Genomic DNA, 16,282 nt, shown 5'->3' with positions numbered 1-16,282 from the left:
CCTCATCACCACACTGTCACCAATGGCGGGTCCGCTGGTGGCCGGAGTGGCGGCGGGCTCTGCCTCCGGGGTCGCTCCCGTCTCCCCCTTGCGGGAGCGGCCCCTTCATCCGCCGTCAGGAGGACGATGTGCCGAGCTCGTTGGTGTGGTGGCGGTGATGGTGGTGGTCCGGCCGCCCGTCCCACACGTCCCCATCACCCAACTCCACCCGGACCACCCGCCGGCCCGGATGACCGAGCGCTTCCTCTCCTGGGCGAGAGCCCGCGGCTGACGCTCCCCGCAATCGGCCGGGTGGCTGCGTCCAGGGTGCCGCCGGCGTTCTATGGGATCAACTCAGCCATGGAAAGCGCCTCGTCCAGCCGACCAGCGGCCAGGTCGTCGTGACGGATCACGAAACTCGCGTCACTCCGGTAGTAGTGCTCGTTTTCCACCGGGAAGTGGGCGAGCGACACCCACTCACTCGTCAGCCGGTGCGTCTCCCTCTCCACCTGCGAATACCATGTCGCGACCGGGATGACGATCTCGCCGGTCTTCTCGCGCCACGCGAGAGTCTGCTCCGCGAAACTCTTGATCACCTCCGCGTCGGCGTACCCGCCGAGATACGCGCTGGCGTATCCGCTGTCAGGCGGCCAGAGGTCCCTGGCCAGAGCACGGAGTTCGTCCAGGTGCGGCAGGTCACGCTCAAGGTCACGGGCCAACTGCTGCTGGAAGGGCGACAGGTCGTCGTCCTCGTCGTCCTCGTCGTCCTCGTCGTCCTCCTCGTCCTCGTCGTCCGCCCCGAACCAGTCGGGGAACTCCGCGCGCAGCGTGGCGACGACGTCGTACTGCTTGTCGACGGACGGGTGGTCGGTGGGGCCTGCCGCCACTTCGGTATCGGTGCCGACCGGCACATACACGACTCGCCCGTACCTCTGCTCACCGGTGGCGGCGGCCTGCTCATGGTCCAGGAAGAACACCAGCGAGCCGTCCGCCGGCAGGCCGAAGCCATCGACTCTCGGCAGCGCCGCGCAGTCGACCGAGAAGATGAACGGCAACGGGCTGACCCCGTCGGACGGCCAGTCCATGCCCACCGGCAGCCGGGGCAACCCACCGAACTGCCCGACCGGAACACCGCTGGACCCTGCGCTCAACCGGATCGACAAACGGAGGTGCTGGAGGAACCGGCTGACCTCGTCGTCCGGGATGCCCGATGCGAGCGCTGCACGACGAAGCTGCCCCTGATGATCCATGGCGCACCATGCTGCCACGAGGGTCCGACCGGCGACCGGGTGCCCCACGGCCGCACACGCTGTCATCGGCGTCGCTGCCGCCGCCCACCCGGACCACCCGCCGGCCCGGATGACCGAGCGCTTCCTCTCCTGGGTCAGGGCTCGGGGCTGACGCTCGGCCCGCCGACGTTCATCCCGGAAAGTGGATCAGTGGCACCCCGTCGGAGTATCCGGGCCCCTCGCCGGTGAGCACTGCGGCGTCGTGGGTCAGGCCTGCCACGGCTGCCGCGGCCAGGTCGAAACGGCGGGTCCTGCGCTGCCAGAAGGTCAGCTCCGGCAGGTCCTCCGCCCGCTCGGGCAGCAGCGCGCAGGAGGTCAGGGCCAGCAGCTTGTGCAGCAGCGCCAGGTCCTTTCCGGTCGCCATGGTCAACGCTTCGGTCGCTGCCACCACCGGCACCCCGAACCGCACCCCGTCCTCAATCACCTCGTGGACGGGCTCGCCCACGTGCACCGTGCGGAGGACGGCGTATCCCAGCAGAGCTGACCGGTCCAGGATCAGCCGGACCGGTGGTGTCGTCGCCGAGGTCATGCGGCGTCAGCGTGGGGCGCGGCGTCGTCGCCGTTCAACTCCGACTCCATGGCCGCGCGGATCTTGGCGCGCTCGGCCTCGAACCGCTCTGCGGACCACTCAGCTTCCACGCCCAGGCGACGGGCCCGCGCCTCGGCCACACCCTGCTCGCTGACGTGGATGCCAGCGGCGAGCAACAACTCCTTGTGCTGCTCCACCCGCTTGCGCCGACGCACCGACTCGGTGACGTAGGCACTGGCCATGCGGTTGCCCTGGCTCTCCAGGATCTGACTCACGTCCGGGGGAACGGAAATCGTGAAGCGGCGCTGAGGCTCTGTCATACGCGCAGCTTACACCTGTCATACTCCGCCGCGAGCGCGACCAGGACCATGGCGATCTCCGCGACCACCACCGATGTGACAGCCAGGTTTCGCGGCTTCACGGGTGGGGCAGTGTAGCCGCTACAGAGCGTCCGGGCCGGGGTTTCCGCAGCTCACCGGCTCGGAATCGGCTCGCCGTGCGCCGGGGCGCGGATGCCCCTCCCCGGTCTTCGCCGAAGAGAGGGGGAGGGCGATGACAGACCCCGAAACGGCTCGACACCGACGCCGGCCGGTGGTGCGGCTGGGGGCGGCGGCAGCCGCGCTCGCACTCGTCGCACCGCTGGCCGCGTGCGGCGCGGGCGATGCCGGCGGTCCACCGACGATCAACCTGTACTACCCGCCCGAGCAGAACCTGCAGAAGGTCGTCGACGACTGCAACGCGCAGGCCCAGGGTAAGTACAAGATCGCCTACCGGGTGCTGCCCCGGCAGGCCGACGACCAGCGGGTGCAGATGGTGCGCCGGCTCGCCGCCGAGGACACCGGCATGGACGTGCTCGGCCTGGACGTCACCTGGACCCAGGAGTTCGCCAGCGCCGACTGGATCCGGGAGTGGACCGGCCAGGACAAGGCCGAGGTCGAGCAGGGCACCCTCGCCGGGCCGTTGGACACCGCCCGGTACGAGGACAAGCTGTACGCGGCGCCGAAGAACACCAACGTCCAACTGCTCTGGTACCGCAAGGACCTGGTGCCGCAGCCCCCGACAACCTGGGACCAGATGATCAGCGCGGCCCAGCAGCTCAAGGAGCAGGGCAAGCCGTACCAGGTGCTCACCATGGGCGCCCAGTACGAGGGTCTGGTCGTCCTCTACAACACCCTGGCCGAGAGCGCCGGCGGAAAGATCCTCAACGACGACGGCACCAAGGCCGTGATGGACGACGGCACGGTCCGGGCGTTGGAGCAGCTGAAGAAGTTCGCCACGTCGGGCGTGACCTCGCCGTCGTTCAGCAACGCCACCGAGGACCCGGTCCGGTTGGAGTTCCAGTCCGGTGCGGGCGCGTTCCAGGTGAACTGGCCGTTCGTCTACCCGGCCCTCCAGGAGGCCAACCCGGACCTGGCCAAGCAGGTCGGCTGGGCCCGGATCCCCGGCATCGACGAGGGCACCCCCAGCAAGGTCACCATCGGCGGGGTCAACCTGGCGGTCAGCTCCTACTCCAAGCACCCGGAGCTGTCCTTCGAGGCGGCCCGGTGCCTGCGTAGCGCCGAGCACCAGAAGTTCTCCGCCATCAACGACGGCGTGCCGCCGACCATCGAGGCCGTCTTCGACGACCCGGAGATGACCGAGGCGTACCCGATGAAGGACACCATCCTGGAGGAGCTGAAGGAACCGGCAACCCGTCCCCTGACGCCGGCCTACCAGAGCATCTCCACGGTCATGTCGGCGATCCTGTCGCCGCCGTCCGGGATCCGTCCGCAGCAGACCGCCGACGAACTGCGCGGCGCGATCGCCGACGCCCTCCAGTCGAAGGGGGTCCTGCCATGACCCGGCCCGCCACCACGGAACCGTCGCAGCAGACCGACGGTCACCGTGCCACCGTGCCCACCCAGCGCGCCGGCCGTCATAAGCCGCCGCTGAGTGAGAACAAGAAGGCCGAACGCAAGCTCGGCCTGCTGCTCTGCGCGCCGGCCGCGCTGGTCATGATCGCGGTGACGGCGTACCCGATCATCTACTCGGTCTGGCTGTCGTTGCAGCGCTTCGACCTGCGCTTCCCCGACCAGCGTGAGTTCATCGGGTTGGAGAACTACGTCACCGTGCTCACCAACGAGTTCTGGTGGACCGCGTTCGGGGTGACCATGCTGATCACGGTGGTCACCGTGGCCGTCGAGCTGGTGCTCGGCATGGGTCTGGCGATCATCATGCACCGCACCCTGGTCGGGCGCGGCCTGGTCCGCACCTCGGCGCTCATCCCGTACGGGATCGTCACCGTGGTCGCGGCGTTCTCCTGGCGGTACGCCTGGACGCCGGGCACCGGCTACCTGGCCGACCTGTTCAGCGACGGCGCGCCGCTGACCGAACGGGCCAGTTCCCTGGCGATCATCATGCTGGCGGAGATCTGGAAGACCACCCCGTTCATGGCGCTGCTGCTGATGGCGGGGCTGGCGCTGGTGCCGGAGGACCTGCTCAAGGCGGCCTCCACCGACGGCGCGACCGCCTGGCAGAAGTTCACCAAGGTGATGCTGCCGGTGATGAAGCCGGCGATCCTGGTCGCGTTGCTGTTCCGCACCCTGGACGCGTTCCGGGTCTTCGACAACATCTTCGTGTTGACCGCCGGCGGCAACGAGACGTCATCGGTGTCGATGCTCGCCTACAACAACCTGATCCGGGGTCTCAACCTCGGCATCGGCTCGACGATGTCGGTGCTGATCTTCATCACCGTGGCGATCATCGCCTTCGTCTTCGTGAAGCTGTTCGGCACCGCTGCCCCCGGCAGCGACGACGGGGAGAGGCGCTGACATGGCTGTCGAAACCACTGGCAGGGCAAAGCTGCGCTGGGGTCTGCTCGACGTCCTCGTGGTCGTCTTCGCGCTGGTCCCGGTGTTGTGGATCGCATCGTTGTCGTTCAAGACGCCGGCCACCCTCACCGACGGGAACTTCATCCCCCGGGAGTGGACGCTGGACAACTACCGGACCATCTTCGACACCGACCAGTTCGTCCGGGCGTTGATCAACTCGATCGGCATCGCGCTGATCGCCACGCTCATCGCTGTCGTGCTCGGCGCGATGGCCGCGTACGCGATCAGCCGGTTGGACTTCCCCGGCAAGAAGCTCCTGGTCGGCGTCTCGCTGCTGATCGCGATGTTCCCGCAGGTGTCACTGGTGTCGCCGCTGTTCGAGATCGAGCGTCAGCTCAAGATCTTCGACACCTGGCCGGGGCTGATCCTGCCGTACATCACCTTCGCGTTGCCGCTGGCGATCTACACGCTGTCGGCGTTCTTCAAGCAGATCCCCTGGGACCTGGAGAAGGCCGCGAAGATGGACGGCGCCACCCAGGGGCAGGCGTTCCGGCGGGTCATCGCGCCACTGGCCGCGCCCGGGTTGTTCACCACGGCGATTCTGGTCTTCATCTTCTGCTGGAACGACTTCCTGTTCGCCATCTCGCTGACCTCCACCGAGCGGTCCCGTACGGTGCCGGCCGCGTTGTCGTTCTTCACCGGCGCGTCGCAGTTCGAGGACCCCACCGGGGCGATCTGCGCCGCCGCCGTGGTGATCACTGTTCCGATCATCCTGTTCGTTCTCTTCTTCCAGCGTCGCATCGTGTCCGGTCTGACCTCCGGCGCAGTCAAGGGATAGGTGAGTAAGTCATGGCTGACATCGTGCTGGACAAGGTGAGCAAGAGCTTCCCGGACGGGACCGTCGCCGTGCAGGACGTCGACCTGGAGATCGCCGACGGCGAATTCGTCATCCTGGTCGGGCCCTCGGGCTGTGGTAAGTCCACCACCCTGAACATGATCGCCGGGCTGGAGGACATCAGCTCCGGTGAGCTGCGCATCGCCGGGCAGCGGGTCAACGACAAGGCGCCCCGCGACCGGGACATCGCCATGGTGTTCCAGTCGTACGCGCTGTACCCGAACATGACGGTGCGGGAGAACATGGCGTTCCCGCTGCGCCTGGCCAAGCTCGACAAGGAGACCATCGACCGTAAGGTCGACGAGGCGGCGAAGGTGCTGGAGCTGACCTCGCTGCTGGACCGTAAGCCGGCCAACCTCTCCGGTGGTCAGCGTCAGCGGGTGGCGATGGGCCGGGCGATCGTCCGCCAGCCGAAGGCGTTCCTGATGGACGAGCCGTTGTCCAACCTCGACGCCAAGCTGCGGGTGCAGATGCGCACTGTGGTGTCCCGCCTGCAAAAGCAGCTCGGCACCACCACCGTCTACGTGACCCACGACCAGACCGAGGCGATGACCCTCGGCGACCGCGTGGTGATCATGCGCGGGGGTGCGGTGCAGCAGGTCGGGCCGCCGCAGGAGCTGTACGACCACCCGCGCAACCTCTTCGTGGCCGGGTTCATCGGCTCCCCGTCGATGAACTTCCTGCACGCCGCCGTGCAGGACGGCGAGCTGCACACCGCACTGGGTCAGGTGCCGCTCGGTGACCGGGTTCGCCGGGAGCTGGAGGCCGCGGACGCGCCCCGCGAGCTGATCCTCGGCATCCGGCCCGAGCACTTCGAGGACGCCGAACTGGTCGACGACGACACCCGTCGGCGGGGCATGGAGTTCGAGGCGCCGGTGGACATCGTCGAGTCGATGGGCTCGGACAAGTACGTCTACTTCACCGTCGAGGGCGAGAAGGCCAGCGCGGCCGAGTTGGAGGAGCTGGCCGCCGACGCGGGCGCCGCCGACTTCGCCGGTGCCGGCGGCAACCTGGTGACCCGGCTGTCCGCCGAGTCCCCGGTCGCCGAGGGGCAGACGCGGCGGGTCTGGTTCAACCTGGAGAAGATCCACCTGTTCGACCCGTCCAACGGCCGCAACCTCACCCTGCACGAGGGTCGGGCCGCCGGGGCGCTCGCCGACTGACACACCGTCCACCGTGGGGCCGGCGGGTTCGCCCGCCGGCCCTCGTCGTGCCCTGCACGGTGTGTCCGGTCGTGGCAAGGTGGTCGCAGGTCGCGTCGTGAAGCGGGGGGCGGGATGAACCGACGATTGGCCGCACTGGCCAACGCGCACGGCGTTTCCACCTGGTACGAGGATTGGCGGCACCGCCGCGTCGAGGTCGCACCGGAGACGGTGGTGGGCGTGCTGGGGCTGCTCGGCGTGGACGCCACCAGCCCGACCGCGATCGCCGACGCGCTCGCCGCAGCCCGCGCGGTCGACCGGAGCGCGCTGCCGCAGACGGTCGTACTCACCCAGGGCCGCCGCCGGGCGCTGCCCGGCCCGGGGGTGGTGAGCCTGGAGGACGGCGGCCGCCGCGCGGTCGACGGCGAGCTGCCGGCGGACCTGCCGCTGGGTTGGCACCGGCTGACCTGCGCCGATCGGGAGGTGACACTGGTGGTGGTGCCGCGCCGCCTGCCGGTGCCGCCGCGGACCTGGGGGTGGATGCTCCAGCTCTACACGCTCACCTCGGAGCGCTCCTGGGGCATGGGCGACCTCGGTGACCTCGCCGAGTTCACCGGCTGGGCCGGTGCCACCGGGGCAGGGCTGGTGCTGCTCAACCCGCTGCACGCGGTCGGGCCGGCGCACCCGGTGGCCACCTCACCGTATTCGCCGGCCAGCCGACGCTTCGTCAACCCGCTCTATCTGCGGGTCAGCGACACCGCCGCGTACCGGGCGGTGGACCCGGCGACCCGTGCGGTGGTCGACGCGTTGCGCCCCGACCGGGGGCCCCTGATCGACTACGACGAGGTGTGGGCCGCCAAGCGCCACGCCCTGGAGCTGCTGCACCCGTACGCCCAGCCGGTGGATCCTGCCGCGGACCCGGCGCTGACGAGTTTCGCCACCTGGTGCGCGCTCGCCGAGCGGCACGGCAACGACTGGCGGGCCTGGCCGGCGGAGCTGCACCACCCCGACGCCCCGGCGGTCGCCGAGCAGCGTCGGCAGCTCGCCGACCGGGTCGCCTTCCACGCGTGGCTGCAACACCTCTGCGACGAGCAGCTCGACGCCGTCACGGCGGCGGCCCGGTCGGCGGGGATGCCGGTCGGCGTCGTACACGACCTGGCCGTCGGCATCGACCCGGGCGGCGCGGACGGGTGGCAGCTCGCCGACGTGCTGGCCCAGGGTGTGCGGGTCGGCGCGCCGCCGGACGACTTCAACCAGCTCGGCCAGGACTGGGGGCTCGCCGCCTGGCGGCCGGACCGGCTCGCCGCCACCGGCTACGCCGCCTACCGGGACATGCTGCGCCGCGCGTTGCGGCACGCCGGCGGTCTGCGCGTCGACCATGTCGCCGGCCTGTGGCGGCTGTGGTGGGTGCCGCCGGGCGGCGGCGCGGCCGAGGGCACCTATGTGCGGTACGACGCCGAGGCGATGCTCGGCATTCTCGCGTTGGAGGCGCACCGGGCCGGTGCGGTGGTGGTCGGTGAGGATCTCGGCACGGTCCAACCGGCGGTGACCCGGGGGCTGCGGGGGCGCAACATGCTCGGCTCGACGGTGCTGTGGTTCGCGCGTGACGAGGCCGGTGATTTCGTCGCGCCGGCCCGGTGGCCGCGCAACGCCCTCGCCACGATCTCCACCCACGATCTGCCCACCGCGCCGGGCTTCCTGACCGGTGAGCACGTGCGGGTGCGCGACGAGTTGAAACTGCTCGGCACCGACGTGGCGCAGGAGCGGGCCCGCGCCGCCGCCGATCGGGAACGGCTGCTCACGATGCTGCGCGCCGAGAACCTCCTGCCCGAGCCGACACCGCGGCCACCGACCGTAGCTGTCGCCTCCGCGGGTGCAGAGCAAAGGGCGGTTGTCGAGCCGGCGCGGCCCGATGCGACCGCGGCACCCGATGACAGCGAGGTGGTGGTGGCGATGCACGCCGCGCTCGCGGCCAGCCCCACCCGGCTGCTCGGCGTCTCTCTCTACGACGTGCTGGGCGAGGTGCGCCAACCCAACATGCCGGGCACGGTGGACGAATATCCGAACTGGCGGCTGCCGCTGCCGCTCAGCGTGGCGCAGATCCGCGCCGACCCCCGGGTGGGCCGGATCGTCGACCTGCTCAACGCCGCCCGCCCGCACGCCGCCCGACCTGGCCCCGCCGAGGCGGCGCCACCGCCGGGTCAGCTCAGCCAGTCGAAGCGGGCCGGCAGCCCGAGGAAGTCGGCGTAGCGTCCGAGCGCCTGCTCCACCCGGGCCCGCGCGGCGACGTCGAGCGTCGTGAGCGGCTGGATCGTCACGGTGACCGCGGTGCGGCCGATTTTGCGTTTCCACACGCCTACCACCCGGCCCGCGCGGACCACGGTGGCCTGGAAGATGCCGTTGTTGCCCGGCACCACGGCCGCCTGGTGAGCGGGGTCGAGCATCAACGTGCGGTCCCGGAAGCCGAGCAGGTACTCGTCGAAGCCGGGCAACGCCAGCACGTCGTCCGGTGCGGTGCGCGGCGCGTCGGCCAGGGCCGCGTCGACGTACATCGGGGTGCCGTCGACGCGTACGGTGCTCAGCGCGTCGTCGGCGGCGGCCAGGCCACGCCGGGCGTCGGTGAGAGTGAGGCCGCTCCACCCGGCGAACTCGCGGTCGGTGACCGGGCCGTGCCCGCGAACGTAGCGGTGGGCGAGCAGGGCCAACGCCTCGTCCCGTTCCGGCCGGTGGGATGCGGGTGCCCATTCGTCGAGCAGGGCGAAGGTCTGCTCGGTGCCGATGTTCGGTGCCACGCAGGTCACGCCGCGCACGCTCGCAAACCACAGCAGGTGGTAACCCCGTTGCCCGTCGGTGCCCAGGCCGGCTGCCCGCAGGGTGGCCAGGCACTGCGCGCGGGTGAGCCGACCGCCGCCGGCCAGGGCCGCGCCGAGGACGTCGACCGCCCGGTCCGCGTCGGCCTCGGTGAGGCCGAGCTGCGCCCGACGGGTCGCCACGCCGGCCAGCGATCGCACGCCGGTCAGCTCCAGCATCCAACGGGCGTCGGCGGGCGGGACGAGGTGCACGGTGCCCCGCATCGGCCAGGTGCGCAGCGCCTCCCGTCGCTCCAACGCCGCCTGCACGTCGGCGACGCCGCGGCCGGGTAGCCGAGCGCCCAGCGACCACAACCCGCTGGCCAGGTCCTGTGCCTGCATCGCGCCGAACCATTCGACCACCTCGGCGACGGTGCCGGGTCGGGTGCTCGGATGGGGGCGCAGCAGCAGACTCATCATCCGCAGCGCCAGCGCGTCGGCCGCGCTGAGGTCGACAGTCATCGGGCGCTCCTTCTCCGTGTCCGGGCGGCCAGCCTAGGGGCGAACACCGACATTTAGTTGATGGGAGGCGTAACGGCGGTGGTCGGGGGAAAGCGGCTCGCCGGAAGTACGCGCGCCGCGCGTACGGAAGGGATTCTCATGACTGCCGCAAGCGAGCCGGCCCGGGGTGCCGGCGTAACGGCCGGGTCCCGGGGACATCGGGGTGGTGCCCGCGCGAAGACGAGCGCCGCCGCGACGTTCGCCCTGGTCTTCGGCGTGGCCGCGTTGTTCAGCGTGTTGACGGCGATCCTCGCCTGGTGGGGTGTGGTGCTCGGCATCATCGGGATCATTCTGGGCATCGTCGGTCTCAAGATGGCGGCTCGACCCGGGGTCACCGGACGGGGCGTGTCGATCGGCGGCCTGGTGCTCAGCATCATCGCCGTGCTGATCGGTCTCGGACTGGCCGCCGGAATCACCACGTTCGTCAACAACGAGGGCGCGGTGGACCGCCTCCAGACCCAGGTCGACAAGCTGCGCGACAAGCTCGACTGATCCGCGTGCGCGGCGGTCCGGGCCGGCCCGCCACCCGTCGCGGCCGGCCCCAGTAGGGTGGGCGGCGTGCTCCGCCAGGTCACCGCGATCCGCTACGTCACCCCGCTGCGCGAGGGTGGGTCGCTGCCGGGCGTGGTGGAGGCCGACGACCTGGGCACCTACGTGGCGAAGTTCCGAGGCGCCGGGCAGGGCCCCAAGGCGCTGATCGCCGAGGTGATCTGCGGTGAGCTGGCCCGCCGGCTGGGGTTGCGGGTGCCGCCGCTGGTGGTCCTCGCCATCGACCCGGTCATCGGGCGGGCCGAGCCCGACCAGGAGGTGCAGGAGCTGCTGCGCAGCAGCGGTGGGGCCAACCTCGGGATGGACTTCCTGCCCGGGGCGTTGGGCTTCGACCCGGTGGCGCACCCGGTCGACCCGGCGCTGGCCTCCCGGGTGCTCTGGTTCGACGCGTACGTGGAGAACGTCGACCGGAGTTGGCGCAATCCGAACCTGCTCGTCTGGCACCGGGAGCTGTGGCTGATCGACCACGGGGCCTCGCTGTACTTCCACCACAACTGGCCGCGCGCCGAGGCCGCCGTGCACCGGGCCTACCGCGCGGAGGATCACGTGCTGGCGCCGTACGCGTCGCGGCTGGCCGAGGCGGACGCCGAACTGGCCCCCCAGGTCACCCCGGAGCTGCTCACCGAGGTGTTGGCCCTGGTGCCGGGGGAGTGGTTGACCGCCGCCGACTTCGCGACGGCGGACGCGGCGCGCGAGGCGTACCTGGACCACCTGTCCCGCCGGGTCGCCCGTACGGCCGACTGGCTGCCATCGGGGAGCGGGGCATGAGGCAACCCTTCGAGTACGCGCTGATCCGGCTGGTGCCCCGCATCGAGCGCGGTGAACAGATCAACGTCGGGGTGTTGCTCTACTGCCAGCAGCGCGACTTCCTGGCCGCCCGGACCCACCTGGACGCCGACCGGGTTCGCGCGCTGGCACCCGACGTCGACCTGCCGGCGGTGGCCGCGGTGCTCGACTCGTGGGACCGGACCTGCTCCGGGGACGGGCCGGCGACCCGGATGCGGCTCGGTGAGCGGTTCCACTGGCTGGCCGCGCCGCGCAGCACGATGATCCAGACGGGGCCGGTGCACACCGGCCTCACCGTCGACCCGGCGGCCGAACTGGACCGGCTGATGGCGGCCCTGGTCCGCTGAGCGGGGGCGCAAGCCGGGCCGTGGGAACGGTCCCCTGATCGCGCTACGCCAGCGCCGCTGCCGGCGGAGCGCGATCCCCCGTTCAGGTTCCCGGTGCGGGGCGGCGGCTCGATCCCGCCGGCACCGATGGCATCAGGATCGTCGTCCGCGCGAGACGACAGGCCGAAACGACCGAGAAGTTGCGGAAAACTTGAGGCGGCGGACCGGTAGGGAACGTCCGGGCCTCGTTAGCGCGCCTCCGCAGCGGGTAGTCGCGGGAGCTGATCCGAGACGAGAAGGGGACACGTTGATGGCTGCCCAGACGAAGGTAGCGGTGATCTACTACAGCGCCACCGGCATCACCTACCAGATGGCGCAGGCCGTGTGTGAGGCCGCCGGGGACGCCGGTGCGGACGTGCGCCTGCGCAAGGTGCGCGAGTTGGCGCCGGACGAGGCGATCCGCTCCAACTCCGGCTGGCACGCGCACCGCCTGGAGACCCAGGATGTGCCCGAAGCGATGGTCGACGACCTGGCCTGGGCCGACGTGGTGATCCTCGGCGCGCCCACCCGGTACGGCCTGATCGCGGCGCAGCTCAAGCAGTTCATCGACACCACCGGCCCGCTCTGGGCCCAGGGCGCGTTGGCCAACAAGGTCTACTCCGCCTTCACCTCGACGGCGACCTCGCACGGCGGGCAGGAGACCACGTTGACCTCGCTCTTCAACGTGTTCTACCACTGGGGCGGGGTCGTGGTCACCCCCGGTTACACCGACAGCAGCCAGTTCATCGCCGGCAACCCGTACGGCCCCTCGCACACCAGCAACAACGGCGAGATCGCCCCGGACGCGGTGGCGCTGGGGGCCTGCGCGCTCACCGCCCGTCGGGCGGTGCTGCTGGGGACCGCGCTGAAGGCGGGCATGTCCGGCTGACCGGCCGGGGCTGGCTGGGCGACCGGTGACGCGGGCGGGGGCTCTCGGACCCGTCCGCGTCACCGGTCGATGCAGCCCTACCCCGGGCGCGGACGACTATGCGCCACCGCGCGCCGCGGAGAGTTCGTCGGTGCGCGACGCGGGCAGCAGGTCGGTCACCAGCTCGCTCAGCACGGCGAGCCCGTCCGGGCTGAGCACCGACTCCGGGTGGAACTGCACCCCGGCGAAGCCGCGCCCCCGCAGGGCGTGCACGGCGCCGTCGCCCGGGTCGCGCGCCAGCTCCACCGGCCCGTACGCGGTGCTCAGCCGGTCGGCCTCGGCGCGGGCGGTGAACGTCGAGTAGAACCCCACCCGTCGGGTCCGGCCGAACACCGGCACGTCCCGCTGCAACCCCTGGTAGGGGGCGTCGCGGCGGTGCAGTGCCAGCCCCAGCAGCCCGGCCAGCACCTGATGGCCGAGGCAGACCGCCAGGGTGGGACGGCCGGTGGCCAGCAGCCCGGCCAGCAACTCGCGCAGCGCCACCATCTTCGGCTCGTCCGCGCTGCCCGGGTCGCCCGGTCCGGGCCCGGCGACCACCAGGTCGTAGTCGTCGACCGGGCCGCCCACGTGCCACGCTCGGGTGGTCACCGCCAGGCCCAGCGCGCCGAGTTGGTGGGCCAGCATGCTGGTGAAGGTGTCCTCGGCGTCCACGATCAGCGCCCGGCGGCCGACCAGCCCGGGTAGTCCGGGCGCGTCCGGTGACCGCTGGTCCAGCCAGAACCGGGCCAGCGGTGCGTTGCGGGCTGCCAGCGCGTCGTGTACCGCCGGGTCGTCGGCCAGCCGCGCGACCGGCGTGCGGTCGCCGACGGACGCCGCCGGCCCGAGGCCGAGCGCGGCGAGCACACCGGCGGCCTTGGCGTGCGTCTCGGCCACCTCGCCGGCCGCCGTCGAGTGTCGGACCAGGGTCGCGCCGACCGGCACCCGCAGTCGGCCGGTGGGGGAGATCTCGGCGGTGCGGATCAGGATCGGGGCGTCGAGCGTCTGCCGGCCGGCCTCGTCGTGGCCGAGCAGTGCCAGTACGCCCGCGTAGTAGCGCCGGCCCCGCCGCTCGTGCCGGGCGATCACCCGGCAGGCGTTCTCGATCGGGCTGCCTGTCACGGTGGGGGCGAACATCGTCTCGCGCAGCACCTCCCGTACGTCCCGGGTGCCCCGCCCGGCGAGCAGGTACTCGGTGTGCGCCAGGTGGGACATCTCCTTCAGGTACGGCCCGATGACCTGCCCACCGTGCTCGGCGACGGTGGCCATCATCTTCAGCTCCTCGTCGAGCACCATGTACAGCTCTTCGATCTCCTTCGGGTCGGCGAGGAAGCGCAGCAGGGCCGCCCGGTCCGCGACGCCGCCGGGGCAGCGGAAGGTGCCGCTGATCGGGTTCATCAGCACCAGTCCGTCGTCGACGCTGACGTGCCGCTCGGGGCTGGCGCCGACCAGCGTCCGGGTGCCGGTGTGCACCACGAACGTCCAGTACGCGCCGCGCTCGGCGATCAGCAGCCGGCGCAGCGCGGCCAGCGCGGCGCTCAGCGGCGGGCCCTGCACGGTGGCGTGCAGGGCGCGGTGGATGACGAAGTTCGCGCCCTCGCCGTGGCCGATCTCCTCGGACAGCACCCGCTGCACGGTCTGCGCGTACTCCTCGTCGCTGACGTCGAAGCCGGCGTCGGTGGTGTGCACCGGTTCGTCGGGCAGCGCGGCGAGGGCGTCGGTCAGGGTGATCCGCTGGTGCCGGCGGATCTGGAGGAACTCCAGCGGGGCGTCGTCGTCGACGCAGGCGAAGCCGCGCTCGGCGATCTGCCGGTACGGCACCAGGGCCAACGTGCGTGCCCTGGGCGGGCCGGGCGGCAGCGGAAGGTCGCTGAGTTCTTCGGCGGTGTCGAGCGGGCCGGTGAGGAGGTCCAGTTCGTCGGCGCCGTCGCGGCGCAGCAGCGCGAAGGGGCCGGGGTCGACGCCGCAAGCGATGGCGGCGAACAGGTCGGTCAGGTGGGTCATCGGAGTCTCCGTCGGGCTGGGCGGCGCCGTCGGGCGGCCCTGTGGCCGGGAGATCCGGCGACCGCCTCGATGGCGGCCGCGTGATGGGAGCTACGCGCGGGAGGTGGCCGCCGGGTTGGCGGGCCACCAGCAGGTCAGACGCGTGAGCATGTGATCGACCCTACGCGCCCGTCGCCCGGCTGTCACCGGGTAACTTGACCGGCGATGAACATTCTCGCGCTCGACCTGGGGACCTCCTCGGTACGCGGGCTGGTGCTGGACGCGCAGACCCAGCCGATGCCCGGTGCCCTGGCCCGCCGCAAGGTCGACCTCGCCATCGGCGACGACGGCACCGCCACGCTGTCCGGGCGGGACTACCTGGCGAGCCTGGTCGAGTGCCTGGACGAGCTGGCCGAGTCGGGGCACCTGCACGACGTGGACCTGGTGGCGGTCTCCGCCCAGTGGCACTCGGTGCTCCCGCTGGACCGCGACGGCGCCCCGATGGGCCCGGTGGTCACCTGGCTGGACACCCGGCCCGCCCCGGTCGGCGGCACCGCCGGGCCGACGGACCCGGACGGTTTCCACCAGCGCACCGGCTGCTGGTGGCACCGGTCGTACTGGTCGATGCGGTTGCCGTGGTTGCGGGAGCAGTCCGGCACCCCGATCGCCCGGTTCGTCGGTCTGCCCGAGTACGTGTTGGGTGAGCTGCTCGACACGGCACCCATGTCGATCTCCCAGGCCTCCGGGACCGGTCTGCTGGACCTGCGCACCCTGCGGTGGGACGAGGAGGCGCTGACACTTGCCGAGGCGCGCCCGGAGGACCTGCCGCCGCTGGGGGAGCTGGACTGGCACGGCCGGCTGCGGGCCGACCTGGCGCGCCGGTGGCCGCAGTTGGCGCAGGCCCGGTGGTCACCGCCGGTGGGCGACGGCGGAGCGTCGAACGTCGGCTCGGGCTGCGTCGACCCGAGCCGGGCCGCCGTCACCGTGGGCACCTCCGCCGCCGTCCGGCTGATGCAGCGGATCCCGGCCGGCGAGGCGATGCCCCGCCTCCCCGAACGGCTGTGGCGTTACCGGGTCGACCACGACCACGTGGTGACCGGGGCCGCGTACGCCAACGGGGGCAATCTTTTCGCCTGGGCGAACCGGGAGCTGCGGTTGCCCCAGGGCGCCGAGCTGGAGGCGGCGTTGGCGTTGGTGCCGCCGGGTGGTGGCCGACCGGCCGACCCCCGCTTCGGTGGCGACCGGGCGCCCGGGCTGGCCCCGGCGGGCAGTGGTGAGCTGCGCGGCCTGAGCTTCGGCACCACCTCGGTCGACATCCTGGCCGGGCTGATGCAGGGGCTGTGTGAGCTGGTCGCGGAGGATCTCGGGGTGTTGGAGTCCACCATCGACAAACCGGTCGGCGTGGTGTTGGGCGGCGGTGCGGTGGCCGCCTCGGTGTGGTGGCGGCAGGCCTTCGCCACCGCCCTCGCGCCGCGACCGGTGTCGCATCAACGCAATCCGGAGATCGGCGCCACCGGTGCGGCGTTGGTGGCGTTGGGACGCTTCGGTGACGCGATCGGGCTCGCCGACATCGGCCGGACGGACGAGCTGGTTTTGCCGACCACGGCAGGACGTTCCCACCCGCAGTATCCTTCCTGAACCTCGGCCTCGCCCGGGCCGTTGACAGCGGTAGGGAGCCTGGTTGGATGGACTGCGCTCCCC

15 protein-coding genes are annotated in these 16,282 nt (G+C 71.6%); 10 read left to right on the top strand and 5 right to left on the bottom strand.

The genetic code is table 11. The features are described 5' to 3' along the window. Positions 1-320: 320 nt before the first annotated feature. The 3 genes from EV382_RS15000 to EV382_RS14990 all read right to left on the bottom strand — a co-directional run bounded on the left by EV382_RS15000 (position 321) and on the right by EV382_RS14990 (position 2,117). Entirely contained in the window at positions 321-1,229 is a 909-nt protein-coding gene (locus tag EV382_RS15000; RefSeq protein ID WP_130402457.1) for a DUF1963 domain-containing protein, read from the bottom strand. 169 nt (positions 1,230-1,398) lie between these two features. Further along, positions 1,399-1,797 carry a hypothetical protein gene (locus EV382_RS14995; protein WP_130402455.1) on the bottom strand — a complete coding sequence of 133 codons (399 nt, stop codon included), beginning with the start codon at positions 1,795-1,797 and terminating at the stop codon, positions 1,399-1,401. Next, positions 1,794-2,117, bottom strand: a complete 324-nt coding sequence (locus tag EV382_RS14990) for a hypothetical protein (protein ID WP_130402453.1) — start codon at positions 2,115-2,117, stop codon at positions 1,794-1,796. The genes EV382_RS14995 and EV382_RS14990 overlap by 4 nt, the downstream gene beginning before the upstream one ends. A 232-nt stretch (positions 2,118-2,349) precedes the next feature. Between EV382_RS14990 and EV382_RS14985 the strand changes: the two genes are divergently transcribed. The 5 genes from EV382_RS14985 (at position 2,350) to malQ (ending at position 8,894) form a co-directional block, all read left to right on the top strand. Next, complete coding sequence (locus tag EV382_RS14985; protein ID WP_130402451.1) at positions 2,350-3,636, top strand: ABC transporter substrate-binding protein; 1,287 nt, start codon at positions 2,350-2,352, stop codon at positions 3,634-3,636. Beyond that, entirely contained in the window at positions 3,633-4,607 is a 975-nt protein-coding gene (locus EV382_RS14980; protein WP_244236702.1) for a carbohydrate ABC transporter permease, read from the top strand. Before EV382_RS14985 ends, EV382_RS14980 begins: the two co-directional genes overlap by 4 nt. A 1-nt stretch (position 4,608) precedes the next feature. After that, complete coding sequence (locus EV382_RS14975; protein WP_130402449.1) at positions 4,609-5,445, top strand: carbohydrate ABC transporter permease; 837 nt, start codon at positions 4,609-4,611, stop codon at positions 5,443-5,445. Between the two features lie 11 nt (positions 5,446-5,456). Further along, the gene (locus tag EV382_RS14970) at positions 5,457-6,665 is read left to right on the top strand and encodes an ABC transporter ATP-binding protein (protein WP_130402447.1); all 1,209 of its coding nucleotides are present in this window, start codon (positions 5,457-5,459) and stop codon (positions 6,663-6,665) included. A gap of 114 nt (positions 6,666-6,779) precedes the next feature. Further along, positions 6,780-8,894 carry a 4-alpha-glucanotransferase gene (gene malQ, locus EV382_RS14965; RefSeq protein WP_130402445.1) on the top strand — a complete coding sequence of 705 codons (2,115 nt, stop codon included), beginning with the start codon at positions 6,780-6,782 and terminating at the stop codon, positions 8,892-8,894. Here the strand turns inward: malQ and EV382_RS14960 are convergent. Next, positions 8,846-9,955: a winged helix DNA-binding domain-containing protein gene (locus EV382_RS14960; protein WP_130402443.1), complete on the bottom strand. Its 1,110-nt coding sequence runs from the start codon at positions 9,953-9,955 to the stop codon at positions 8,846-8,848. The two genes, malQ and EV382_RS14960, sit on opposite strands and share 49 nt — an antisense overlap. Before the next feature lie 138 nt (positions 9,956-10,093). Between EV382_RS14960 and EV382_RS14955 the strand changes: the two genes are divergently transcribed. The 4 genes from EV382_RS14955 to wrbA all read left to right on the top strand — a co-directional run bounded on the left by EV382_RS14955 (position 10,094) and on the right by wrbA (position 12,583). Then, on the top strand, positions 10,094-10,486 hold the full coding sequence (locus tag EV382_RS14955) for a hypothetical protein (protein WP_130402441.1): 393 nt from the start codon (positions 10,094-10,096) through the stop codon (positions 10,484-10,486). Between the two features lie 66 nt (positions 10,487-10,552). Beyond that, a complete protein-coding gene (locus EV382_RS14950; protein ID WP_130402439.1) occupies positions 10,553-11,311 on the top strand; it encodes a HipA family kinase in 759 nt (252 codons plus the stop codon). Then, entirely contained in the window at positions 11,308-11,676 is a 369-nt protein-coding gene (locus EV382_RS14945; protein WP_130402437.1) for a DUF3037 domain-containing protein, read from the top strand. Before EV382_RS14950 ends, EV382_RS14945 begins: the two co-directional genes overlap by 4 nt. Positions 11,677-11,965: 289 nt before the next feature. Next, on the top strand, positions 11,966-12,583 hold the full coding sequence (gene wrbA / locus EV382_RS14940) for an NAD(P)H:quinone oxidoreductase (RefSeq protein WP_130402435.1): 618 nt from the start codon (positions 11,966-11,968) through the stop codon (positions 12,581-12,583). Positions 12,584-12,679: 96 nt separating this feature from the next. Here the strand turns inward: wrbA and EV382_RS14935 are convergent, their stop codons facing one another. Continuing rightward, complete coding sequence (locus tag EV382_RS14935) at positions 12,680-14,602, bottom strand: anthranilate synthase family protein (protein WP_130402433.1); 1,923 nt, start codon at positions 14,600-14,602, stop codon at positions 12,680-12,682. 204 nt (positions 14,603-14,806) lie between these two features. Between EV382_RS14935 and EV382_RS14930 the strand changes: the two genes are divergently transcribed. After that, on the top strand, positions 14,807-16,219 hold the full coding sequence (locus tag EV382_RS14930; protein ID WP_130402431.1) for an FGGY family carbohydrate kinase: 1,413 nt from the start codon (positions 14,807-14,809) through the stop codon (positions 16,217-16,219). Positions 16,220-16,282: the final 63 nt, after the last annotated feature.

The sequence above is a fragment of the Micromonospora violae genome, assembly GCF_004217135.1.
GTDB classification, from domain to species: Bacteria; Actinomycetota; Actinomycetes; order Mycobacteriales; family Micromonosporaceae; genus Micromonospora; species Micromonospora violae.
This window is presented reverse-complemented; position numbering and strand designations above follow the sequence as displayed.